Below are 22,975 nucleotides of genomic sequence, written 5' to 3'. Positions count from 1 at the left end.
GACCGGCGCCGTCCGCTGGCGCCGGCGCCTCCACCAGGGACAGTAGGTGAGTGCTCGCCGGTCTCTCCCCCGCCCGCCGCCGTCTGGTCGTCGCGGTGCTCGCCCTGGTCACCGCCGCGGTCGTCGCCCTCGGCGTGCTGCTGGCCACCCGCGGCGCCGACGTCGAGGGACCCGGCCCGCAGGCGCGCCCGGGGCCGGTGCTGCTGGTCCCCGGCTACGGCGGGGGGACTGCGTCGCTGCGGACGCTCGCCGACCGGCTGGAGCAGGCCGGGCGCGACGCCACCGTCGTGCCGCTGCCCGGCAACGGCACCGGCGACCTGGGCGAGGCGGCCGCGGCGCTCGACGACGCCGCCCGCGCGGCCCTGGAGCGCACGGGCGAGGAGAGCGTGGACGTCGTCGGGTACTCGGCCGGCGGGGTGATCGCCCGCCTGTGGGTGGCCGACGGCGGCGCGGAGGTGGCCCGCCGCGTGGTGACCCTGGGCTCGCCGCACCACGGCACCGGCCTCGCCGACCTGGCCGGGCAGCTCGCGCCGTCCTCCTGCCCGGAGGGGTGCCGGCAGCTGGCCACCGACAGCCCCGTCCTCGCCCGGCTGAACGCGGGTGACGAGACCCCGGACGGGGTGGGCTGGGTGTCGGTGTGGACCACGCTCGACCGCACGGTCACCCCGCCGGACTCGGCGCGGCTCGAGGGCGCGCTCAACCTGACCGTGCAGGAGGTCTGCGCGGACAGCCGGGTCGGGCACGGCCAGCTGCCCGGCGACCCGCTGGTGCAGGCGATCGTGCTCGAGCAGCTCACGGCCGGGGAGCCGGTGGCGCTCGGCAGCGCCGACTGCGCCCGACTCGGCGGTTAGCTGGTGATGTCCTTGGTGGTGAAGTTGGCCCACGCCGCGGCGAGCAGCACGCCCACGTAGACCGCCTGGAGCGCGAGCCCGCGGGTGATGTCCCGCCAGAGGACCGGGTCGCGGAACAGGTCGACGAAGGCCAGCCAGTAGCGCGTCGGCAGGTAGGGCGCGATCGGCGAGGCGGCGTCGAGGGTGAACAGCAGCGACGACGTCACCAGCACGGCCAGCGCCCCCATCGTGGCGCCGAGCGGGGAGTCGGTGACCGTCGAGAAGAAGAGCGCGAAGGCCGCGACGCCGAGCATCGACACCCCGACGTAGCCGACCGCCAGCACGGTGCGGAGGGCCAGCTGCTCGGAGCTGAGCGACGTGCCCGACACCGACGTGCCCGCCGCCGGCTGCGCCTCGAACAGCGTCGTCCCGACCAGGTAGCCGACGGCCGCGACCACCACCACGGTGACCAGCACGAAGGCGAGGACCGCCACGAGCTTGGCCACCAGCAGCCGGGTCCGCCCCGCCGGCCGGGCCAGCAGGTAGCGCAGCGTGCCGGCCTGGGCCTCGCCGGCGACCGAGTCACCGGCCACCACCGCCACCGCGATCGGCAGGAACAGCGGCAGCACGATCGCCAGGGCGGCCAGCGGGTAGAGCGCGCCGTTGGTGAGGACCGCGGAGAGGAACGGCGGGCCCTCCCCCGGCCGCGGCGCCAGATCGGTGAGCACGAGCAGCACCGCCACGAGCACCGGCAGCGCGTTGAGGACGGCGATCGTCGCCCAGGTGCGGGGTCGCCGGAACAGCTTGCGCAGCTCGACGGCGATCACCGGACGCGCTCCACCCGGTCGGCGCTGGTGGCCGCGGCCGCCAGCACCACCTCCTCGAGGGTCGGGCGGTCTGCCGCGAGGCCGGTGACCGGGACGCCGGCGCGCACGAGCAGGGCGTTGACCTCGGCCGGGTCCCCGCCGCGCACCACCACCCGCTCGCCGTCCACCGCGGTGACGCGACCGTCGAGCACCGCGCGCACCTGCTGGGGCGCGGGCGTCCGGACGACGGTGGCGCCGGTCGGCGCGGTGAGGGCGGCGAGGTCGTCCTGCAGCACCAGGCGCCCGCGGTCCAGCACGCCGACGCGCGTGCAGAGCTGCTCCACCTCGGCCAGCAGGTGGCTGGAGAGGAACACCGTGGTCCCGCCGCGGTGCAACTCCAGCAGCAGCTCGCGGATCTCGGAGATGCCCTGCGGGTCCAGCCCGTTGGTCGGCTCGTCGAGCACCAGGAGCTCGGGCCGGCGCAGCAGGGCTCCGGCGAGCCCCAGGCGCTGCCGCATGCCGAGCGAGTAGGCCTTCACCGGCCGGCGCCCGACGCCCCCGAGCCCCACCTGGTCGAGCACCTCGGCGACGCGCCGGCGCCGGTCGCGGCGCGCCCCGCCGGGGCCGGCGGCGTCCAGCAGCGCGAGGTTCTCCCGGCCCGAGAGGTGGCCGTAGGCGGCGGGCGACTCGATCAGCGCGCCCACCCGGGGGAGCACGCGGCGGCCGGCGCGCGGCATCCGCTCGCCGAGCAGGTCGATCTCTCCGCGCGTCGGCAGCACGAGGCCGAGCAGCATCCGGACGGTGGTCGTCTTGCCCGAGCCGTTGGCCCCCAGGAACCCGTAGACGTCGCCCTCGCGCACGTCCAGGTCGATCCCGTCGACGGCGTGCAGCCGCCCGTACTGCTTGACCAGGCCACGGGTCGCGATGACGGCGCTCACCGCTGCCGCCCCAGCACCGGGAGCTCGGCGGCGGCCTCCACCAGTGCGTGGAGGGTCACCGTCCCGGTGAGCACGTACGGTTCGGCGTCCTGCGGGTCGACGAGCATGAGCCCGAAGGGGCCGGCCGCGATGCGGGTGCTGGTGTCGTCGGTGACGGCCTCGGGGCTCTGCGCCAGCGTGCGGCGCAGCCCGTCGGCCAGCCGGCGCGGCACCGGGGCGACGGCGAGCAGCGTGACCCCGCGTCCGTACAGGCCGATGCCGGCCGGAGCCCCGTCGAGCGTCCGGCGCGGCAGACCGGCCACCGTGGGAGGGAAGCGCACCGGCGAGAGCCGCCGCCCGGCCTCCAGCACGATCACCCCGTCCTCCGCGGTGCGCAGGCGGGCCTCCGCCGGAGGGGCGAAGGCGGTGGTCGCGGCGTCCGGGACGCCCAGCTCCAGGTCCAGGAAGCGCGTGTCCAGCGCCGGCACCTCCGAGGTCTCGTCCAGGAGAACCACCTGCAGCGGCAGGCCGCTGGCCCGGTCCACCCACACGTCCACGTGGCGCACGGCCGAGGCCGGCTCCGCCGGGGTCACGCGCAGCCCGAGCGCGTCCCGGCCGGCGATCCGCCGGGCACCGACGCGGGCCAGCTCCCCGTCGGCGGCCTCGGAGAGCAGCCGACGGCCCAGGGTCGTCGGCAGCAGGTCCGGCGGCGCCGGGAGCGCGAACGGCGTGGCGACGGCGCGCGTGGCGGTGGCCCGCTCGTACTCCCAGGTCCAGGTCCCCCGCCCGTCGCGGTGGATGCCCGTCTCGCCGGCCGTGGTGATCACGTCGACCCGGTGGTCGTCGGGGCCCCGCCACCACACGCGCATCTCGGTGCGGTCGCTGAACAGGTCGGCGACCGAGTCGAGCTGGTCGGTGACCGGCAGGGCCAGCCCCCCGGCCGACTCGGCGTACCCGGAGTAGGCCACGTCCGCCGAGCCCAGGACCGCCCCGCGCAGCTCGGCCGCGGGCACCGCCGGGTCGGTGACCGGCAGCGCACCCACGATCGCAGGCAACGCCGCGAGGACGGCGACGACCACCCCCACGACGGCCCACCGCGGAGCCGCCGCCCGGAATCCGGACGCCATGGCGGCCACCGTAGCCCGCGGCTCCCGGCCCGGCGGGCTGGCCGGCAGCCTGCACAGGAGGCTCACCGCGGCCCGGCCGGTGCACTCAGCCCGCGGGCCGCGCCGGGGTGCTGAGGACGCGGTCGACCCACAGCTGCAGGACGCGCCGGTCGAGGTCGCCGTCGTCCCGCAGCACGCTGGTGAGGGCCAGCCCGCGGTAGAGGGCGAGCAGCCCGTCGATCTCGGCCCGGTCCCGCGGGACCCCCGGGAAGAGCTCGGCGACCAGCTCCCGCACGGCCGCGCCCACCCGCCGCTCGGCGGGCAGGAGCGCCGAGCGCAGCACCGGTTCCGTCCGGGCGGCCGACCACAGCTCCAGCCCCGCCAGGAAGAGCGGTCCGGACATCACGCGGTGCAGGAGGTCCACCTCGTCGCGCACCCGGCCGGCGCCGGCGTCGGCGCGCACCCGGCCGATCTGCGCGTCGGCGACGTGCGAGACGGCGGCGACCAGCAGCGCCTCCTTGGTGGCGAAGTGGTGCAGCAGCGCCCCGCGCGACAGCCCGGCCCGCTCCTGCACCCGCTGCGTGGTCGTGCCCGCGTAGCCGTGCTCGACGAGGCAGTCGATCGTCGCGGCGAGCAAGCGCGACCGCGTGCCCGCGCGCCGCTCCTCCTGGGTCCGTCGCTCGCTCACCGGGAGAGGATAGGCGCTGCCAAACCGTCCGGACGGACTGTAAGTTGCCCCGCACCAGCGGCGAGAGGGAGTGGGAACCGGTGTTGACGGTGGATCTGGTGCGGCGGGGCGCCCGGCGGTTCGCGGACCGCACGGCGGTGATGAGCGGCGACGCGTCGCTGACCTTCCGGGAGGTGGACGGCACCGCCAACCGGATGGCGAACGTGCTCATCGGGCTGGGGGTCGCCCGCGGCGACCGGGTCGGCCTGCTGGTCGACAACGGCCTGTGGTCGGTGCCGATCGACTTCGCCTGCCTCAAGGCCGGCGCCGCCCGGGTGCCGCTCAACGCCCGGCTCTCGGTCGACGAGCAGGCGCGGATGCTCACCGCCACGGGCGTGCGGCTGCTCGTGCACGGAGCCGCGCAGACAGAGCGCGCGGCGGAGCTCGCCGACCGGGTGGACGGGCTGCGGCTGGTGAGCCTGGGGCAGACCGCCGACCTGGAGACCCTGGACCTGCTCGACGAGATGGGTCAGGCCAGCGCCGCCGATCCGCACCTGCCGGCCGAGCCCACCGATCCGGTGCTGGTCCTCTACACCTCGGGCACGACCGGCTCGCTCAAGGCGGTCGTGCACACCCAGGCCAGCTACGCGGCGATCTGCGCCAACATCCTGGCGAACCTGGTCTCCCCCGGCCGTGGCTCCGTGATGCTGCACGCGGCGTCGCTGATCCACGCCAGCGGCACGTTCGTGCTGCCGTACTGGATCCGCGGCGGCGCCGCGGCCGTCCTGCCCGGCTTCGACCCGGGCAGCTACCTCGACTCCCTCGCCCGCTACCGGGCCACCGAGATCAACCTCGTGCCCACCATGCTGGGGATGCTGCTGTCCTCCGGCGCCGCCGAGCGCGCCGACGTCTCGAGCCTCCGGACGGCGGTGTACGGGGCGAGCCCGATGCCCGGGCCGGTGCTCGCCCAGGCCCTCGACGTCTGGGGCCCCCGCCTGGTGCAGTACTACGGCCAGACGGAGGCGCCCCTGGCGATCACGGTCCTCGACGCCACCGACCACACCGACCCCACCCTCGCCGGCACCTGCGGCCACCCCTCCGTGGACGCCGAGGTGCGCGTCGTCGGTACCGACGGCGGCGCCCTCCCGGCCGGCGAGATCGGCGAGCTCCAGGTGCGCGCCCCCTTCGGCATGGCCGGGTACCACGACGCACCGGGCCTCACCGCCGAGACGATCGACGCCGACGGCTGGATCGCCACCCGCGACCTCGCCCGGCTGGACGACCGCGGCTACCTGACCCTCGTGGACCGCACCAGCGACATGATCATCACCGGCGGCTACAACGTGTACCCCCGCGAGGTGGAGGAGGCGCTCATGGCGCACCCGGCGGTCGCCGGGGCGGCCGTCGTCGTCGCGCCCGACCCGACCTGGGTCGAGGCGGTCACGGCGTTCGTCACGCTCCGACCCGGTGCGAGCGCCACCCCGGACGAGCTGCGGGAGGCGGTCCGCGGCGCGCTGGCCGGCTACAAGGTGCCGAAGGCCGTGCACCTGGTCGACCAGCTGCCCCTCTCCCCCGTCGGCAAGGTCCTCCGCCGGGCCCTGCGGGAGCCGCTGTGGACCGACGCCGCGGGGCGCTCGTCGTGAGCGAGGCGGTGACCGTCGAACGGGACGGCCCGGTGACGACCGTGCGGCTCTCCCGGCCGACGGCGCGCAACGCCGTCGACGGGCCCACCGCCGCGGCGCTGGCCGACGCCTTCCGGGCCTTCGACGAGGACGAGGGGGCCGCCGTGGCGGTGCTGCACGGCGAGGGGGGCACCTTCTGCGCGGGCGCGGACCTGCGGGCGATCGGGACCGGCCGCGGCAACCGCACCGAGACCGACGGGGACGGGCCGATGGGGCCCACCCGGATGCGGCTGCGCAAGCCGGTGATCGCCGCCATCGCCGGGCACGCGGTCGCCGGCGGGCTGGAGCTGGCGCTGTGGTGCGACCTCCGCGTCGCCGACGAGACGGCGGTGCTCGGTGTCTACTGCCGCCGCTGGGGCGTCCCGCTCGTCGACGGCGGCACCGTGCGGCTGCCCCGGCTCATCGGCACGTCCCGGGCGATGGACCTCGTCCTCACCGGGCGCGGCGTGGACGCCACCGAGGCGCTGCAGATCGGTCTGGTGAACCGGGTGGTTCCCCCCGGCCGGGCGCTGGCCGAGGCCCAGGCGCTGGCGGCCCGGATCGCCGCCTTCCCGCAGACCTGCCTGCGCGAGGACCGCGCATCGCTGCTCGAGCAGGACGGCATGGAGGAGGAGGCGGCGATGGCCAACGAGTTCCGGCACGGGCTGATCTCCCTCGCCGTCGACGCGCTGCCGGGCGCCGCGCGGTTCGCCGCCGGTGAGGGGCGGCACGGCACCGGGGTGTGACCCGGCCGGTCGGGGGCGCGCTCGGCGTCCCCGACCGGCAGCCCTCAACCGAGCGCGACCACCAGGCAGCACCCGGCGAGCACCAGCACCAGCGGCGTCATGACGAGCCGCTCGGGCCGGCTCCTGGAGATGCCGTTCATGACGATGCCGAGCGCGAGGTAGCCGGTGAGCACCCGGATGCCGACGTCGGCCACGGCCGCGGGCAGCACCGCCACGAGCCCGGCGGCCTGCAGGATCACCACGGCGGACACCGCGTACAGGACGACGGAGACCGCGCTGCCGACGCGCAGCCGCGGTGGCAGCACGTCGTGCTGACCGCCCCACGCGGACCGGCCCCACGAGCCCCCGGCGGCGAGCGCTGCCTGGAACAGGGCGAGGCCGCCCAGCACGGCGCAGGCGAGCGCCGCGGCTCCGGTGATCACCGGCGCAGGGTAGGGCCACGCCGGCGCGTCCGGACAGGGACCTGGGGACCGCCAGGGTGTCGGGGGCCGGGAGGCGGGTTACCCCGCACCCATGGCTGCCCCGATCAGCGATGCCGTCGTCGTCGACGTCCTGCGCCGGCTCGACCGGCTGCTCACCCCCCTGGCCAACCGGCTGGGCCGTCCTCCGGCGATGCCGCGCGCGGAGCGGGACGAGTGGTGGGCCGACCGGGTGTCCCGGGTGGCGGCCGGGGTGTCGGCCGCACCCCGCTTCGCCGGCAAGCTCGCCGACCTGCTGCCGCTGCAGAACACGGTCGGCACCGCGGTGCAGTCCCTCGTCGTCCTCGGCGTCGCGGGCGAGCACGACGTGGAGGTGCCCGCCGAGCGGGTCTCGCTGCTGGCTCGGGTGCTGCTGCGCCGGGAGCTGACCGCCGCGCAGGTCGAGCCGCTGCTCACGCGCACCAAGGGGACGTACGTGGAAGGCGCGCTCGGCCCCCGCGACGAGCGCCGCGGCGCCACCGGCGCGGTCCGGACGCTGTGGCGCGCCGCGCGGCTGCTCAGCCGGATCGACGACGCGCTCGACGCGCGGCCGAAGGGGAGGCTGCTCGCCCGCGCCGTGTCCAACCTGCCGGTGGTCGGGGTCGCCGGTGGGTACGCGTCCGAGCGCGAGGGCCTGCGCCGGGCCGCCGCCCGCGCCGCCGACCTGCTGGAGGGGGTCGGACCGGCCCGGTGACCGCTCAGCGGGCGGCGGGCACCCTCCCGGCCAGGTTGGCGAACACCTCGCGCGTCGCCGTCGAACGGTTCATGGTGATGAAGTGGATGCCGGGCACGCCCTCGTCCAGCAGCCGGCGGCACAGGTCGGTGGCCACCTCGACGCCGAGGGCGCGGACCGCGGCCTTCGCCTCCGGCCGGTCGCCGTCGAGGGCCTCGAACCGCTCGGCCAGCTCCGCCGGGAACGCCTGGCCCGACAGCTGGACGATGCGGGTGATCTGCCGGACGTTGGTGACGGGCATGACGCCGGCGATGACCGGCACCTCGCACCCGCGCGCGACGACCCGGTCCCGCATCCGCAGGTAGTCCTCGGCCCGGAAGAACATCTGGGTGATCGCGAAGTCCGCACCGGCCCGGCACTTGGCCACGAACATCTCGACGTCGGTGTCGAAGTCGGGCGAGCGGGGGTGCCGCTCGGGGAAGGCGGCGACGCCGACCGAGAAGTCGCCGACCGACCGGATCAGCTCCACCAGCTCGAAGGCGTACCGCAGCCCCTCGGGGTGGGCGACCCAGTCCGCCTGCGGATCGGCGCCCGGCGGGTCACCGCGCAACGCCATGATGTTGCGGACGCCCGCCGCGGCCAGCCGGCTGATCACGTGCCGCAGCTCCGCGACGCTGTGGTCGACCGCGGTCAGGTGCGCCAGCGGCGTCATCGTGGTGTCCGCCGCGATCCGCTCGGTCATCGCCACGGTGCCCTCGCGGGTGGAGCCGCCGGCCCCGTAGGTCACCGACACGAACGAGGGGTGCAGGCGCTCGAGCTCGCGCAGCGCCGTCCAGAGCTGCTCCTCCCCCGCCGGCGTCTTCGGGGGGAAGAACTCGAACGACCACGTCGGGTGGTCGGTCGCGAGGAGCTCGCGGACGGTGGGTGTCACGGCACCCGAGGGTACGGGCGCCACCGCCGTGGACCCGGCACCGTCCTCCGGCGGGCGCCCGCGGGTGCATCCGGATGGGCCGGCGGCGCGGAAGAGGGCGTGTCCCGGACGACGGAGCGACGGAGGAACGATGCAGCCGACCCCCTCGGCCACCCCGCTGGTGGGGCGGCGCCCCACCGGGTTGGGCGATACTGACCACATGACCGCCGGGGCGCAGCAGCGCGCGACCGCCCGCCTCGCCCCTCCGCTGTCGGTCGCGGAGCTCGACCGGGTGCGGGCCGCGGTCGCCGAGGCGCTCACCGGCTTCCTCGACCAGCAGCGCGCCACGCTCGCCGCGATGGACGCCAGGCTCGTGCCGGTCGTCGACGAGGTCTGCGCTGTCGCCGAGGGCGGGAAGAAGCTCCGCCCCTCGTTCGCCTACTGGGGCTGGCGCGGGGCCCGCGGTCAGGGCCCGGGCGCCGGGGAGGACGAGGAGGCGGTGCTGCGCGCGGTCGCCGCCCTGGAGTTCGTGCACGCCAGCGCCCTGGTGCACGACGACGTGATGGACGCCGCGGGCACCCGGCGCGGTCGCCCCACCACGCACGTCGGGTTCGCCGACCGGCACACCGCCCACGGCTTCTCGGGCGACCAGGAGCTGTTCGGGGTCGGCGCGGCGATCCTCGTCGGCGACCTGGCGCTGGTCTGGTCCGACGAGCTGCTGCGCTGCTCCGGCATCTCCGACGCAGCGCTGGGTCGCGCCCGCGCCGTCTGGGACACCATGCGCACCGAGGTCACCGCCGGCCAGTACCTGGACCTGCTGCGGGCCGCCGGCGGCCTGCCGGGCCCCGACGGCGCGCTCACCGTCGCCCGCTACAAGAGCGCGGGGTACACCGTCCAGCGGCCGCTGCAGCTGGGCGTGGCGATCGCCGGGGCCGGGCCGCGGGTGGTCGAGGCCTGCACGGCCATCGGGCTGCCCCTGGGCGAGGCGTTCCAGCTGCGCGACGACCTCCTCGGCGTCTTCGGCGACCCGGAGGTCACGGGCAAGTCCGCCGACGACGACCTGCGCGAGGGCAAGCAGACCTTGCTGGTGGCCCTGGCCGCGGAGGCGGCCGACGCCCCGGGGCGGCAGCTGCTCGGCGAGCTGCTCGGGAACCCCGAGGCCGGGCACGAGGAGTTCGAGGCGCTGCGCACCCTGCTGGTCACCACGGGCGCCCGCGACCGGGTCGAGGAGCGCATCGCCCTCGGCACCGCGCGGGCCCGCGAGGCGATCGCCGAGTCGCCGCTGGCCGACGACGCCCGCCGGGCGCTGGACGCGCTCGCGGTCGCCGCGACGTCGCGCACCGCCTGATGGTCCGCACGGTTCCCGGCCGTACCGACCGCGTCGTCGTCGTCGGGGCAGGCCTCGCGGGGCTGGCCACCGCGCTCCGGCTGCGCGGCGCCGGCCGCGAGGTCACCGTCGTCGAGCGCGCCGGCGGCCCCGGCGGTCGGGCCGGCCGCATCGAGCGCGCCGGCTACGTGCTGGACACCGGACCGTCGGTCTTCACCGCGCCGGAGATCGTCGAGGAGACCCTCGCCGCCGTCGGTGAAGGGATGGCCGACCGGCTGCAGCTGCGCCGGCTGGGGACCAGCTACCGGGCGCAGTACGCCGACGGCACGCACCTGGACGTGCACGCCGACCCGGAGGCCTTCGCCGCCGAGGTGCGTGCGCTCTGCGGGCCGGGCGAGGCCGATGCCCTGCGGCGCTACCTCGCCGACCTCGCCGAGCTCTACCGCCTGCAGCTCACCACCTTCATCGACCGCAACCTGGACTCGCCGCTGGACCTGCTCGGGCCCGACCTGCTGGCGCTGGCCCGCCGCGGCGGCTTCGGCCGCCTGTCGACCCACGTGGGCAGGTACTTCGCCGACGACCGGCTCCGCCGGCTGTTCAGCTTCCAGGCCCTCTACGCCGGGGTCTCCCCCTTCCGCGCCATCGCCGCCTACGCGGTCATCGCTCAGCTCGACATCGGCGCCGGCGTGTGGCACCCCGTCGGCGGGATCGGCGCGGTGCCGCGCGCGCTGGCCGCCGCAGCGGCCGACGCGGGCGTCACCTTCCGGTACGGCACCGCCGTCGACGAGCTCGAGCTCCGCGGCGACCGCGTCACCGGGGCGGTCCTGGACGGCGGCGAGCGGCTGCCCGCGGACGCCGTCGTCGTCACCACCGACGCCCCGCACGCGCTGGTGCCGGGCCTGCGCGGCCCCCGCCGCCCGGTCTACTCGCCCTCCTGCGTCGCGCTGCACCTCGGGGTGCGCGCCGAGCTGCCCGACCAGGCGCACCACACCATCAGCTTCGGGCGCTCCTGGCGCCAGGTGTTCGACGAGCTGACCCGGGACGGCCGTCCGATGAGCGACCCCAGCCTGCTCATCAGCATGCCCTCGCGCACCGACCGGTCCCTGGCCCCCGACTCCGCGGACGGGAAGCACTGCCAGGTGCTGAGCGTCGTCGCCCCCACCCCGAACCTGGACCCGCGCAGCGGTGGCAACCCGCGCCTGGACTGGGAGGCCCTCGGTCCGCGCTACCGGCAGGAGCTGCTGGCCGCGCTGGAGGCCCGCGGGCTGACCGGCGTCACCGGCGCGATCGAGGTGGAGCACATGGACACCCCGGCCACCTGGGCGGCGCAGGGCATGGCGGCCGGGACGCCGTTCGCGCTGGCGCACACCTTCGGCCAGACCGGCCCGTTCCGCCCGTCCACGCTCCCGCGCCGCGGCCCGGAGAACGTGGTGCTGGCCGGGTCGTCGGTGCAGCCGGGCGTCGGCGTCCCCATGGTGCTGATCAGCGGCCGGCTGGCCGCCGAGCGGATCACCGGGCCGGTGGCGCGCTGATGCTGCAGCCCCCCGGCACCCAGGCCGCCCGGCAGGAGCAGCTCGCCACGGCCTACCGGCACTGCGCCGCGATCGCCGCCGAGCACGGCAAGAGCTACCACCTGGCCACCCGGCTGCTCACGCCCGAGCGGCGGCCCGCGGTGCACGCCCTCTACGCCGCCGCCCGGGTCGCCGACGACTTCGTCGACCACCCCGGCGCCGACCCGGCCGGCGACCTGATGACCTGGTCGAAGGCGCTGCTCACCGAGCTGGGGACCGGCTGGTCCGACGACCCCGTGCGGCTGGCCCTGGTGCACACCTACCGCCGCTACGCGATCCCCGTCGAGCACCTCGTCGACTTCCTCGCCGCGATGACCAGCGACCTCGACGTGACCGGTTACGCCGACCTGGACGCCCTGGACCGCTACATGTGGGGCTCGGCCTCGGTGATCGGGCTGCAGGTGCTGCCGGTGCTCGGCACCGCCCCGGGGGTCACCCGGGAGGAGGCGGCGCCGCACGCCATCGCCCTCGGCGAGGCGTTCCAGCTGACCAACTTCCTGCGCGACGTCGGCGAGGACGTCGACCGCGGCCGGGTCTACCTCCCCGCCGACCTCATGGCGGCCCACGGCGTGACCCGCGAGCAGCTGGCGGCCAAGCGCTTCGACGGGAACTTCCGCGAGCTGATGCGCGAGATGGTCGCCGTCGTGCGCCGCCGCTACGACGACGCCGCGCCCGGCACGCCGATGCTCGCGCCGGAGTCCCGCGACTGCGTGCGTGCCGCCACCGACCTCTACGGCGGCATCCTCACCGAGATCGAGCGCGCGGACTACCGGGTGCTCGACCGGCGGGTGTCGGTGTCCAGGCCGCGCCGCCTGGCGGTGTTCGCCCGCCGGTTGACCGCCGCCCAGCTCGCCAGGGTGAGGGTGACCATGGCGAAGCCGAAGAGCAGGTCCTCCACCGGGGCGTAGGCGACGCGCGGGCCCCAGATGGTCCCCGGGTCGTAGGTGACCACGTCCAGCCCGGTGAGCACGCCGTTCATCAGCAGCTGGAAGGTCAGGATGATCGCGTAGGCCACCCAGAACACCGGCCGGGTGACCATCCGCGTGCGGTAGACGGCCAGGTCGACGACGAGGACGGCGACCACCGCGGTCACCGCCAGGGCGCTGTAGCTCACCGATCGCCCCGCTCCCCGGCCGGCAGGGCCTCCTCCGCGGGGTATCCCGCGTCCCACCGGGTCACCTTCCGCACGGCCTCGAGCGCCAGCACCGAGCACAGCGGGACGACGAGGAAGAACAGGATCTCCTCCACCGGGATCCCGCCGGGCAGCCGGATGCCGACGGTCCGCTCGGCCGAGTACTCCCAGTGCCCCTGCGCGATGGCGTAGAGCACCCAGCTGACGAACACGACGAACTCGGGCAGGACGGCGACCAGGAAGCGCCGCCAGCGGGCGTACACCCGGACGCCGAGCACAAGCTCCAGCGGTGCGGTGACCACCAGGCAGCCGGCCAGCAGGCCGAGGTACGTCAGCTGCTCCACGGGTCGGGCTTCCGTTCCCGCGCCGGTCCCGGATGCACCCGGCTCAGAACGCCAGCGCCTGGGCCCGGCGGGTGACCTCGGTGTGCCGGTCGTCGCGCAGCGCCTGCACCGGGGTGCCGGGCAGCGACTCGTCCTCGCGGAAGAGCCAGTCGAAGGCCTCCTCGTCGCTGAAGCCGCCGTCGCGCAGGACGGTCAGCAGCCCCGGCAGGTGCTTGAGCACGGCACCGTCCTGCACGAACGCGGCGGGGATCTTGCCGTTGCCGCTGCCGGGGACGGCCATCAGCTTCCGGTCGCGCAGCAGCTGCCGGACCCGGTTGGGCGAGGTGCCCAGCAGCTGGGCGACCTCCGCGGGCGTGAGCGTGTCCATAGAGTGTCAGCCTATGGCGAGCGGAGGACCAGCGAGCAGCCCGGTACCGGGGTCGAACGGGCAGGACGAGGCGGCCGAGGTCGCCGAGGAGCCCCGCACTGAACCGCCCTTCGTGGACTTCGAGGAGCTGGAGCACCGGTCGCGGCAGCTGCTCTCCGAGCCGGTGTACGACTACTACGCCGGTGGCGCCGAGACCGAGACGACGATGCGCGAGGCCACCGCCGCATGGCGCACGTGGCGGCTGCGGCCGCGCGTGCTGCGCGGCACCACCACCGCCGCGCTCGGCACCGAGCTGCTGGGCAGCCCGGTGCGCACCCCGATCGGCATCGCCCCGTGGGCCTACCAGGCCATGGCGCACCCCGACGGGGAGCTCGCCACCGCGCGGGCGGCCGCCGCCACCGGCGCCCTGATGACCGTGTCCACCAGCGCGAACCACAGCCTGGAGGAGGTCACCGCCGTCGCCCCGGGGAGCCCGAAGTGGTTCCAGCTCTACCGGCTGCACTCCGAGCGGCACACCGACGACCTCGCCCGGCGCGCCGGTGACGCCGGCTACCGCGCGCTGGTGCTCACCGTCGACGTCCCGCTGCTGGGCAGGCGCCGCCGCGACCTGCGGCACGACTTCGTGCACCGCGCCGGCGTGCGGATGGCGAACCGGCCACCCGAGGGCGAGGAGCCGACCCTGGACGGCCTCGCCACCGGCACCTGGACCTTCGACGAGATCAGCCGGTTCGGCGAGCTGTCCGGGCTGCCCGTGGTGGTCAAGGGGGTGCTCCGGGGCGACGACGCCATCCGCTGCGTGCAGGCCGGCGCCGCCGCCGTGTGGGTCACCACGCACGGCGGCCGGCAGGTGGACCCGGCGATCAGCAGCGCGCAGGCGCTCCCCGAGGTGGTCGAGGCCGTGGGCGAGGAGGTCGAGGTCTACGCCGATGGCGGCGTCAGGTCTGGCTCGGACGTGCTGACCGCCCTCGCCCTCGGCGCCTCCGCGGTGTTCCTCGGCCGGCCGATCGTCTGGGGGCTCGCCACCGGCGGGGAGGCGGGCGTGGCCCGGGTGCTGTCGGGGCTCACCGACGAGCTCGAGCACACGATGGTGCTGTGCGGGCTCGACGACGTCCGGTCGGTGCCCTCCGACACCGTGGTGGCCGCGCGCTAACCTCTCCGAGGGCCGTGACTGGCGCGTCGAGGTGGGCCACCACCGGGGAGCGGTCCGCACCACCGTCGCCGTGCGCCTGGGCACCTCACCGTCGTTCAGCGCAGGAGGCACCCGTGACCGCAGCCCGCACCACCACCCACTCCTTCGACGGCGCCGCCGCCTCGGCCGCCTACCGCAGCGCCCTGGAGGTCATCGGGGCCGTCGAGCCCCGGGTCGCCGACGCGATCAGCCAGGAGCTCACCGACCAGCGCGGCTCCCTGAAGCTGATCGCCAGCGAGAACTACGCCAGCCCCGCCGTGCTGCTCACCATGGGCAACTGGTTCAGCGACAAGTACGCCGAGGGCACGGTCGGGCACCGGTTCTACGCCGGCTGCCAGAACGTCGACACGGTCGAGGCGCTCGCCGCCGAGCACGCCCGGGAGCTGTTCGGCGCGCCGTACGCCTACGTCCAGCCGCACTCGGGCATCGACGCCAACCTGGTCGCCTTCTGGGCGGTGCTGGCCCAGCGGGTGGAGCTGCCCGCGCTGCAGCAGGCCGGCGCCCGGCACGTCAACGACCTCACCGAGGCCGACTGGGCGACGCTGCGCCGCGCCCTGGGCGACCAGCGGATGCTCGGGATGTCGTTGGACGCCGGGGGCCACCTGACGCACGGCTTCCGCCCGAACATCAGCGGCAAGATGTTCGAGCAGTCCTCCTACGGCACCGACCCCGCCACCGGGTTGCTCGACTACGCGGCGGTCCGCGCCCGCGCTCGCGAGTTCCGGCCGCTGATCATCGTGGCGGGCTACTCGGCCTACCCGCGGCGGGTGGACTTCGCGGCCATGCGCGAGATCGCCGACGAGGTGGGCGCCACCCTGGTGGTGGACATGGCCCACTTCGCCGGGCTGGTCGCCGGCAAGGTCCTCACCGGCGACTTCGACCCGGTGCCGCACGCGCACATCGTCACCAGCACCAGCCACAAGTCCCTGCGCGGTCCCCGCGGCGGGTTCGTGCTCGCCCAGCCGGAGTTCGCCGACGCCGTCGACCGCGGGTGCCCGATGGTGCTCGGCGGTCCGCTCCCCCACGTCATGGCCGCCAAGGCGGTGGCGTTCGCCGAGGCCCGGCGTCCCGAGTTCGCCGGCTACGCCCGGGCGGTCGCCGACAACGCGCAGACCCTGGCCGAGGGCCTGACGAAGCGCGGCGCGCGGCTGGTCACCGGCGGCACCGACAACCACCTGGTGCTCGTCGACGTCACCGGGTTCGGCCTCACCGGCCGCCAGGCGGAGTCCGCGCTGCTGGACGCCGGCATCGTCACCAACCGCAACGCCGTCCCGGCCGACCCGAACGGCGCCTGGTACACCTCGGGCATCCGGCTGGGCACCCCGGCGCTCACCAGCCGGGGCTTCGGCCCGGCGGAGTTCGACCGGACGGCGGAGCTGGTCGTCGACGTGCTCTCCGCCACGACGCCCACCGCGACGCGCGACGGCGGGACGTCGCAGGCGAAGTACGTGGTCGCCGACGGCGTCGCCGACCGCACCCGCGCGGCCGCCGCCGAGCTGCTGGCGGCCCACCCGCTGTACCCGGGCCTCGACCTCGCCTGAGGAAGGACCCGTCCCCCGCCCCGCTCGCACCCGGCCTCCCCGCAGGGTCCCGGTGCGAGCTCGCGAACGCCGGGGGGCGGGGAGGTCCTTCTCCATTCGCCACAGCCGCCCCGGTGACCCCCGTCGCCGCGTCGTGGAGCGACCAGGGCCCTCGCCACTCCTACACTCGGCCGTGTGGACACCGCCGTGACCGACCCCGTGGTCGGGCTCGTTCTCGAGGGGCGCTACCGCCTCGAGGAGCGGGTGGCGCGGGGTGGCATGTCCACGGTCTACGCGGCCACCGACCTCCGCCTGCACAAGACCGTCGCCGTGAAGGTGATGGCCGAGCACCTGGCGCACGACCCCACGTTCGTGGACCGGTTCACCCGTGAGGCGCGGGCGGCGGCGATGCTCAGCCACCCCAACGTCGTGGGCGTCAGCGACCAGGGCAGCGACCAGGGGCTGGTCTTCCTGGTCATGGAGCTGGTCCGCGGCCGCACGCTGCGCGACCTGCTCAGCGCCCGCGGCCGGCTCACCGTCGCCGAGGCGTTCGCCGTCCTGGAGCCCGTGCTCGCCGGCCTCACCGCCGCCCACCGCGCCGGGATCGTGCACCGCGACATCAAGCCGGAGAACGTGCTGATCGGGGTCGACGGCGTGGTCAAGGTGGCCGACTTCGGCCTCGCGCGCGCCGTCGTCGGCACCGGGCAGACCAGCCAGACCGGCGGGGTGCTCATCGGCACCGTCGCCTACCTCTCCCCCGAGCAGCTCGAGCGCGGCCGCGCCGACGCCCGCAGCGACATCTACGCCGCCGGCATCGTGCTGTACGAGATGCTCACCGGGCACCCGCCCTTCGGCGGCGACACCCCGCTGGCGGTGGCCTACCAGCACGTGCACCACGACGTGCCCGCGCCGTCCGCCGAGGTCCCGGGTCTGCCCTGGCAGGTCGACGAGCTGGTGGCCCGCACCACCCGGCGCGACCCGGCCGGCCGTCCCCTGGACGCCGGGGCGTTCCTCGCCGAGCTGAACGACGTCCGCAGCGACCTCGGCATCGAGCCGGTCCCCGTGCCGACCGGGCAGAGCACCGCCGGCCCCGGCACGCTGCGGCCGACCAACCGGCCGACCCGGCCCCGCCCGGGCCACCCGAGCAACCCCGGCACCGAGGTGCTCGGCGACCGCGGCGCCCGATCCGGGCGCACCAGCACGCTGCCGGGGATGGGCGCCGGACCCACCACCGACGTCCACGGCCGCCGGCCCGCACCCGGTCGGGCGCGTCCCGGCGTCCCCGACCACGTCCGCCGGCGCCGCGCCCGGCTGGCCATCGCCGTCGTCCTGCTGATGGCCGTCACGGTGGGTGCCGTCGGCTGGTGGCTGGGCTCCGGCCGCTGGACGGACGTGCCGGCGCTGACCGGCAAGCCCGAGAGCGCCGCCATCGATCTGCTCCAGGACGCCGGCCTCGACCCCGACCCGGTGGTCCAGGAGTGGAGCGAGGAGGTGCCCGCGGGCGTCGTGATCTCCACCGACCCCGCATCGGGTGAGGTCATCCGGGGCACCGACGTCCGCGTCGTCGTCTCCAAGGGGCCCGAGCGCTACACCGTGCCGCCGGAGCTCGTCGGCCTGCCGGTCGACGAGGTGGAGGCGCGGCTGCAGGCCGACCTCCCCATCCAGGTCACCCGCGGCCAGACCTTCGACGACGAGGTGCCCCCGGGCCACGTGGTCGCCTTCGACCCGCCCGCCGGGACCGCTCTCAAGCGCGACCAGGTGGTGACGGTCGTGGTCAGCCAGGGCCGGGCGCCGGTCGCCGTCCCCGACGTGACCGGGCAGACCCCCGAGCAGGCGCGGTCCAACCTCGAGGCGCTGGGCTTCGTCGTCGAGCGCGCCGAGGACGGCCGCAGCGACCAGGTCGACAAGGGCGAGGTCATGTCCGTCGAACCCGGCCCGGGGGCAGGGCAGGTCCCCTACGGCAGCACCGTCCGCATCCAGGTCTCCGCCGGCGTCCCGCTGGTCACCGTGCCCGACGTCGTCGGCCGCAGCGGCGACGAGGCCACCTCGATCCTGCAGCAGGCGGGCCTGGAGGTGGAGGCCACCCGATTCTTCGGCAACCGGGTGCTCCGGCAGAGTCCCGCGGCCGGCGAGACGGTCGAGCGCGGCACCCCCGTGACCATCCTGCTCAGCTTCGGATAGGCCCGTGCCGGACACCTCACCCGTGCCGCCGATCGGGGCGCACATCCAGATCAAGGGCGGCCTGGCCAAGGGCGGCCTCCCCTACGCCGACGCCGTCGGCGCCCGCGCCGTGCAGGTCTTCGTCGGCAACCCGCGCGGCTGGCGGCTCACCGACGGGGACCCGGAGCAGGACGCGCTGTTCACCGCCGGGTGCGCCGAGCGCGGGGTGCCGTCGTTCATCCACACCCCGTTCCTGGTCAACGTCGGCTCCCCCACCGAGGCGACCGTGACGCAGTCGGTCGCCTCGATCGCCCACAATCTGCGGCGCGGGGCGCAGCTGGGCTGCCAGGGGGTGGTCGTGCACGCCGGCTCCGCCGTGGGCGAGGACCGCTACGAGCCGGCCCTGCGCCAGCTGCACGAGCAGCTGCTGCCGGTGCTGGAGGCCGCCGATCCCGTCGGGCCGCGGCTGCTGATCGAGCCCACGGCAGGCGGCGGCAAGGCGCTGGCCGCCACGGTCGAGGACCTGGGGCCGTACTTCGCGGCCCTGGAGCAGCACCCGCTGCTCGGCGTCTGCTTCGACACCTGCCACGCCTGGGCCGCCGGGCACGACCTCGCCGCACCGGGTGGGATGTCGGCGACCCTCGACGCGCTCGAGGCGACGGTCGGCCCCGGCCGGCTGGGCCTGGTGCACGTGAACGACTCGCTGGACGAGTGCGGCTCCAAGCGCGACCGGCACACCACCATCGGCGAGGGGCTGATCGGCTCCGGCGCGTACGGCACCGGCCCGTTCGCCGAGCTGGTGCGGCACCGCACGACCGCCGGGGTGCCCATGGTCGTCGAGACCCCCAGCCTGCGGGACGGCGACCCGTGCGGGGGCCACGCGGCCGACATCAAGCTGCTGAACTCCCTGATCGGCGATCCCACCGCCTGACCCTGGGCGACATCTGCACACTCGCCCCCGTCAGCCGCTCGATGGAACCCACAGCGCAGCATCTCGCTGTGCCGGCCGCTCCTACCGGTCTGCCCGGCTAGCGGTCGAGGAGCTCCGCGAGGACGTCGGCGGCGCGCTCGACCGCGGCCCGGTCGACGTCCAGGTGCGTCACCAACCGGATCCGGGAGGCGCTGACCTGGCTGACCAGCACGCCGCGGGCCTTCGCGGCCTCGGCCACCATCGGGGCCTCGATGCCGTCGAGCACGACCATGTTCGTCTCGACCGTCGCCGGGTCCACGCCCAGCCGCTTGGCCAGCAGCCGCGCGTTCTCCTGGTCCTCGCCCAGCCGCGGGAGGTGGTGGTCGAGGGCGTAGAGGCAGGCGGCCGCCAGCACGCCGACCTGGCGCATGCCGCCACCGAGCCGCTTCCGCCAGAGCCGGGCGGTGGCGATCCGCTCCGCCGACGCCACCAGCACCGAGCCGACGGGCGTCCCGAGGCCCTTGGAGAAGCAGACGGACGCGGTGTCGGCCAGCCCGCCGTAGGTGGACAGCGGCACACCGGAGGCGGCGTGCGCGTTCCAGATCCGGGCACCGTCGAGGTGCACCGCGACGCCGGCCTCCCGCGACCAGTCCCACAGCGCCTGCAGCTGGTCCAGCGGCTGCACCAGGCCACCGCCGCGGTTGTGCGTGTTCTCCACCGCGACCGCGGCCGTGGCGGTCAGGTGCCAGTTGTCCTTGGGGCGGACCTGCTCGATGAGCTGTGCGGCGTCCAGCCGGCCCCCCGGTGAGACGACGGTGCGCGTCGAGATGCCGAAGATCGCCGCCGCGGCCCCCATCTCGTAGGTGACCACGTGGGCGTCGGCGTCGCAGAGGACCTCCTGCCCCGGCTCGCAGACCAGGCGCATGCCGATCTGGTTGCCCATCGTCCCGCTCGGCACGAACACCGCGGCCTCGTGGCCGAACAGCTCCGCCGTCCGCTCCTCCAGGGCGCGGACGGTGGGGTCCTCGACGTAGACGTCGTCCCCCACCTCGGCCTCGGCCATGGCCCGGCGCATGCCGGGCGTGGGCCGGGTGACGGTGTCGGAGCGCAGGTCGACGAAGGACGGGGAGGTCATTCCGCTATGCCTTTCGGTCCTGTCCCGAGGTTCGTCCCGAGCCTGCGAGGGATGAGGAGGGCGGGGTCCTCACCCACGCAGCATCTCCGCGACCAGGAACGCGAGCTCCAGCGACTGGCCGGTGTTCAGCCGGGGGTCGCAGGCGGTCTCGTACCGGCTGTTGAGGTCCTCGTCGCTGATCTCCATCGCCCCGCCGAGGCACTCGGTGACGTCCTCGCCGGTGAGCTCGACGTGGATGCCCCCGGGCCAGGTGCCCAGCGCCCGGTGCACGTCGAAGAAGCCGAGCACCTCGTCGACGACGCGGTCGAAGTGGCGCGTCTTGTAGCCGGTCGGCGACTCGTGCGTGTTCCCGTGCATCGGGTCGCACTGCCACACGACCTGGTGCCCGCTCGCGGTCACCTTCTCGACGATGCCCGGCAGCACGTCCCGGATCTTCCCGTTGCCCATGCGGCTGATCAGCGTCAGCTTGCCCGGGATGCCGTCGGGGTCGAGGCGCTCGACCAGCTCCGTCGCCTGCTCCGGCGTCGTCGTCGGGCCGATCTTCACACCGACCGGGTTGGCCAGCTTCGACGCGAACTCGATGTGGGCGCCGTCCATCTGGCGGGTGCGCTCACCCACCCAGACGAAGTGGGCCGACAGCGCGTACGGACGGCCCTCGTGCATCCGCAGCAGCGCCCGCTCGTAGTCGAGGATCAGCGCCTCGTGCGAGTTGAACAGCTCCACGCCGCGCAGCGCGTCGGAGTCGATGCCGCAGGCCCGCATGAACGCCAGCGCGCGGTCGATCTCCCGGGCGATGACCTCGTACCGCACCCCGGCCGGGGAGTTGGCCACGAAGTCGCGGTTCCAGTCGTGGACGGCGTGCAGGTCGGCCAGGCCCCCGCGGGCGTAGGCCCGGATCATGTTCATGGCGGCGGCGGAGTTCGCGTAGGCCCGCACCAGCCGGTTGGGGTCCGGGATCCGCTTCTCCAGCACCGGCTCCAGCGAGTTGACCATGTCGCCGCGGTAGGACGGCAGGCCGAGGGCGTCGGTGTCCGACGACCGCGGCTTGGCGTACTGGCCGGCCACGCGGCCGACCTTCACCACCGGCACGCTGGCGCCATAGGTGAGGACCACGGCCATCTGCAGCATCGTGCGGGTGGTGGCCTGCAGGTGCGGCTCGGTGTTGAGGTCGAACGTCTCGGCGCAGTCACCCCCCTGCAGCAGGAAGGCCTTGCCCTGGGCGACGTCGGCCAGCTGCGCGCGCAGCGTGTCGACCTCGCTGGGGGCGACGATCGGCGGCACGGTGGACAGGGTCTCCAGCACCGCGTCCAGGGCGGCCCGGTCGGGCCACCTCGGCTGCTGGGCGGCGGGCAGCTCCCGCCACCGGTCCAGACCGGGGACCAGCTCGGCAGGTTCGGGGAGGCTCACGGGCCCCAGCCTACGGCGCGCCCCCACCGGTCCAGGGAGGACGGCTCCTCCCCACGGCCCTCCCGCCCGCCGCGGAGCGGGGACGTGCGCCCCTCAGCCGAAGAAGACCTCGGCCTCGGCGTAGCGCCCGGCCGGCACCAGCTTCAGCCGGGCCGTGGCGGTGGCCAGCGGGACCCGGATGATGTCGGTGCCGCGCAGCGCGACCATCACGCCCGTCTCGCCGTCGTGAGCCGCCTCCAGGGCCGCCAGCCCGAACCGGGTGGCCAGCACCCGGTCGAACGGTGAAGGCGTGCCGCCGCGCTGCAGGTGGCCCAGGACGACGGCGCGCGACTCCCGGCCGGTCCGCTCCTCGATCAGGGCGGCCAGCGCCGGGCCGATGCCGCCGAGCCGGACGTGCCCGAACGCGTCCGCCTGCCCGCCCGCCACGGTGAGCGCGCCGTCCCTCGCCTGCGCGCCCTCGGACACCACGACGATCGGCGAGAAGCCGGTGTCGAAGCGGTGCTGCACGTGCGCGACGACGGCGTCGACGTCGAACGGGTGCTCGGGGATGAGGATGACGTTCGCCCCGCCGGCCATGCCCGCGTGCAGCGCGATCCACCCGGCGTGGCGGCCCATGACCTCGACGACCAGCGTGCGGTGGTGGCTGTCCCCGGTGGTGTGCAGCCGGTCGATCGCCTCCGTCGCCACACCGACCGCGGTGTCGAAGCCGAACGTGTAGTCGGTGGCGTCCAGGTCGTTGTCGATGGTCTTGGGCACCCCGACCACCCGCACCCCGCGGTCGGCCAGGCGGGTTGCGACGCCGAGGGTGTCCTCCCCGCCGATGGGCACCAGCGCGTCGATGCCCCACCGGTCCAGGCAGGCCAGCACCCGGTCGGGGCCGTCCTCCAGGGCGTAGGGGTTGGTGCGCGAGGTGCCGAGGACGGTGCCCCCGCGCGGCAGTATCCCGCGCACCGCCGCCAGGTCCAGCGGCACCGCGTCGCCGTCCAGCAGGCCGCGCCAGCCGTCGCGGAAACCCACCACCTCGTCGCCGTCGTGCCCGACGCCCTTGCGCACGACCGCACGGATGACCGCGTTCAGGCCGGGGCAGTCGCCGCCCCCGGTCAGGATGCCGATGCGCATGCGTTCCTCCGCGGAAGCGA

22 protein-coding genes, 1 pseudogene and 1 riboswitch are annotated in these 22,975 nt (G+C 75.5%); of the genes and pseudogenes, 11 read left to right on the top strand and 12 right to left on the bottom strand.

Annotated elements, in window-relative coordinates:
• The first annotated feature begins 50 nt into the window (after window positions 1-50).
• A complete protein-coding gene (locus tag ACI79W_RS13975; RefSeq protein WP_456562688.1) occupies window positions 51-851 on the top strand; it encodes a lipase family alpha/beta hydrolase in 801 nt (266 codons plus the stop codon).
• Here the strand turns inward: ACI79W_RS13975 and ACI79W_RS13970 are convergent.
• The 4 genes from ACI79W_RS13970 to ACI79W_RS13955 form a co-directional block, all read right to left on the bottom strand.
• Window positions 848-1,657 (bottom strand): ABC transporter permease, encoded by an 810-nt coding sequence (locus ACI79W_RS13970; RefSeq protein WP_456562687.1) that lies wholly within the window; start codon window positions 1,655-1,657, stop codon window positions 848-850. The genes ACI79W_RS13975 and ACI79W_RS13970 overlap by 4 nt on opposite strands.
• A complete protein-coding gene (locus tag ACI79W_RS13965) occupies window positions 1,654-2,574 on the bottom strand; it encodes an ATP-binding cassette domain-containing protein (RefSeq protein WP_456562686.1) in 921 nt (306 codons plus the stop codon). The genes ACI79W_RS13970 and ACI79W_RS13965 overlap by 4 nt, the downstream gene beginning before the upstream one ends.
• Window positions 2,571-3,680: a sigma-E factor regulatory protein RseB domain-containing protein gene (locus ACI79W_RS13960; RefSeq protein WP_456562685.1), complete on the bottom strand. Its 1,110-nt coding sequence runs from the start codon at window positions 3,678-3,680 to the stop codon at window positions 2,571-2,573. The genes ACI79W_RS13965 and ACI79W_RS13960 overlap by 4 nt, the downstream gene beginning before the upstream one ends.
• A gap of 85 nt (window positions 3,681-3,765) precedes the next feature.
• Window positions 3,766-4,347 carry a TetR/AcrR family transcriptional regulator gene (locus tag ACI79W_RS13955; RefSeq protein WP_456562684.1) on the bottom strand — a complete coding sequence of 194 codons (582 nt, stop codon included), beginning with the start codon at window positions 4,345-4,347 and terminating at the stop codon, window positions 3,766-3,768.
• A gap of 80 nt (window positions 4,348-4,427) precedes the next feature.
• On the opposite strand from ACI79W_RS13955, the gene ACI79W_RS13950 reads away from it, so the two are divergent.
• Window positions 4,428-5,969, top strand: coding sequence for an AMP-binding protein (locus tag ACI79W_RS13950; protein WP_456562683.1), 1,542 nt, complete (start codon window positions 4,428-4,430; stop codon window positions 5,967-5,969).
• Window positions 5,939-6,733: a crotonase/enoyl-CoA hydratase family protein gene (locus ACI79W_RS13945; protein ID WP_456562682.1), complete on the top strand. Its 795-nt coding sequence runs from the start codon at window positions 5,939-5,941 to the stop codon at window positions 6,731-6,733. The genes ACI79W_RS13950 and ACI79W_RS13945 overlap by 31 nt, the downstream gene beginning before the upstream one ends.
• Before the next feature lie 44 nt (window positions 6,734-6,777).
• Here ACI79W_RS13945 and ACI79W_RS13940 read toward each other — a convergent pair whose 3' ends face one another.
• A complete protein-coding gene (locus ACI79W_RS13940; RefSeq protein WP_456562681.1) occupies window positions 6,778-7,155 on the bottom strand; it encodes a hypothetical protein in 378 nt (125 codons plus the stop codon).
• Window positions 7,156-7,246: 91 nt separating this feature from the next.
• On the opposite strand from ACI79W_RS13940, the gene ACI79W_RS13935 reads away from it, so the two are divergent.
• Window positions 7,247-7,885 (top strand): hypothetical protein, encoded by a 639-nt coding sequence (locus tag ACI79W_RS13935; RefSeq protein ID WP_456562680.1) that lies wholly within the window; start codon window positions 7,247-7,249, stop codon window positions 7,883-7,885.
• A gap of 4 nt (window positions 7,886-7,889) precedes the next feature.
• Here ACI79W_RS13935 and metF read toward each other — a convergent pair whose 3' ends face one another.
• Window positions 7,890-8,795, bottom strand: coding sequence for a methylenetetrahydrofolate reductase [NAD(P)H] (metF, locus tag ACI79W_RS13930; protein ID WP_456562679.1), 906 nt, complete (start codon window positions 8,793-8,795; stop codon window positions 7,890-7,892).
• 130 nt (window positions 8,796-8,925) lie between these two features.
• On the opposite strand from metF, the gene ACI79W_RS13925 reads away from it, so the two are divergent.
• From ACI79W_RS13925 to ACI79W_RS13915, 3 genes are read left to right on the top strand one after another with little or no spacing between them, the layout of a single operon-like run.
• The gene (locus ACI79W_RS13925; RefSeq protein WP_456562678.1) at window positions 8,926-10,122 is read left to right on the top strand and encodes a polyprenyl synthetase family protein; all 1,197 of its coding nucleotides are present in this window, start codon (window positions 8,926-8,928) and stop codon (window positions 10,120-10,122) included.
• Window positions 10,122-11,633 carry a phytoene desaturase family protein gene (gene crtI, locus ACI79W_RS13920; protein ID WP_456562677.1) on the top strand — a complete coding sequence of 504 codons (1,512 nt, stop codon included), beginning with the start codon at window positions 10,122-10,124 and terminating at the stop codon, window positions 11,631-11,633. Before ACI79W_RS13925 ends, crtI begins: the two co-directional genes overlap by 1 nt.
• Window positions 11,633-12,580, top strand: coding sequence for a phytoene/squalene synthase family protein (locus ACI79W_RS13915; protein WP_456562676.1), 948 nt, complete (start codon window positions 11,633-11,635; stop codon window positions 12,578-12,580). Before crtI ends, ACI79W_RS13915 begins: the two co-directional genes overlap by 1 nt.
• Here ACI79W_RS13915 and ACI79W_RS13910 read toward each other — a convergent pair.
• The 3 genes and pseudogenes from ACI79W_RS13910 to ACI79W_RS13900 all read right to left on the bottom strand — a co-directional run.
• A pseudogene (locus ACI79W_RS13910) lies at window positions 12,577-12,756 on the bottom strand (lycopene cyclase domain-containing protein); the annotation flags it as partial. The gene ACI79W_RS13915 and the pseudogene ACI79W_RS13910 overlap by 4 nt on opposite strands.
• A 26-nt stretch (window positions 12,757-12,782) precedes the next feature.
• Window positions 12,783-13,148, bottom strand: coding sequence for a lycopene cyclase domain-containing protein (locus tag ACI79W_RS13905; RefSeq protein ID WP_456562675.1), 366 nt, complete (start codon window positions 13,146-13,148; stop codon window positions 12,783-12,785).
• Between the two features lie 43 nt (window positions 13,149-13,191).
• Complete coding sequence (locus ACI79W_RS13900; protein WP_456562674.1) at window positions 13,192-13,515, bottom strand: Rv2175c family DNA-binding protein; 324 nt, start codon at window positions 13,513-13,515, stop codon at window positions 13,192-13,194.
• Between the two features lie 13 nt (window positions 13,516-13,528).
• Here ACI79W_RS13900 and ACI79W_RS13895 point away from each other — a divergent pair, with 13 nt between their 5' ends.
• From ACI79W_RS13895 to ACI79W_RS13880, 4 genes are all read left to right on the top strand, one after another.
• The gene (locus ACI79W_RS13895; RefSeq protein WP_456562673.1) at window positions 13,529-14,665 is read left to right on the top strand and encodes an alpha-hydroxy acid oxidase; all 1,137 of its coding nucleotides are present in this window, start codon (window positions 13,529-13,531) and stop codon (window positions 14,663-14,665) included.
• 4 nt (window positions 14,666-14,669) lie between these two features.
• A riboswitch (ZMP/ZTP riboswitch) is annotated at window positions 14,670-14,754 on the top strand.
• A gap of 24 nt (window positions 14,755-14,778) precedes the next feature.
• On the top strand, window positions 14,779-16,245 hold the full coding sequence (locus ACI79W_RS13890; protein WP_456562672.1) for a glycine hydroxymethyltransferase: 1,467 nt from the start codon (window positions 14,779-14,781) through the stop codon (window positions 16,243-16,245).
• A gap of 174 nt (window positions 16,246-16,419) precedes the next feature.
• Window positions 16,420-18,405, top strand: a complete 1,986-nt coding sequence (gene pknB / locus ACI79W_RS13885) for a Stk1 family PASTA domain-containing Ser/Thr kinase (protein ID WP_456562671.1) — start codon at window positions 16,420-16,422, stop codon at window positions 18,403-18,405.
• A gap of 4 nt (window positions 18,406-18,409) precedes the next feature.
• The gene (locus tag ACI79W_RS13880) at window positions 18,410-19,315 is read left to right on the top strand and encodes a deoxyribonuclease IV (RefSeq protein ID WP_456562670.1); all 906 of its coding nucleotides are present in this window, start codon (window positions 18,410-18,412) and stop codon (window positions 19,313-19,315) included.
• A gap of 97 nt (window positions 19,316-19,412) precedes the next feature.
• Here the strand turns inward: ACI79W_RS13880 and ACI79W_RS13875 are convergent, their stop codons facing one another.
• From ACI79W_RS13875 to ACI79W_RS13865, 3 genes are all read right to left on the bottom strand, one after another.
• Window positions 19,413-20,429, bottom strand: coding sequence for a threonine aldolase family protein (locus ACI79W_RS13875; protein ID WP_456562669.1), 1,017 nt, complete (start codon window positions 20,427-20,429; stop codon window positions 19,413-19,415).
• Between the two features lie 69 nt (window positions 20,430-20,498).
• Entirely contained in the window at window positions 20,499-21,836 is a 1,338-nt protein-coding gene (locus tag ACI79W_RS13870) for a class II 3-deoxy-7-phosphoheptulonate synthase (RefSeq protein WP_456562668.1), read from the bottom strand.
• Window positions 21,837-21,929: 93 nt separating this feature from the next.
• The gene (locus tag ACI79W_RS13865) at window positions 21,930-22,955 is read right to left on the bottom strand and encodes a 6-phosphofructokinase (RefSeq protein ID WP_456562667.1); all 1,026 of its coding nucleotides are present in this window, start codon (window positions 22,953-22,955) and stop codon (window positions 21,930-21,932) included.
• Window positions 22,956-22,975: the final 20 nt, after the last annotated feature.

The sequence above is a fragment of the Blastococcus sp. SYSU DS0533 genome, assembly GCF_054050775.1.
The sequence above is the reverse complement of the archived record's forward strand: the minus strand, read 5'-3'. Positions and strand labels throughout refer to the sequence as shown.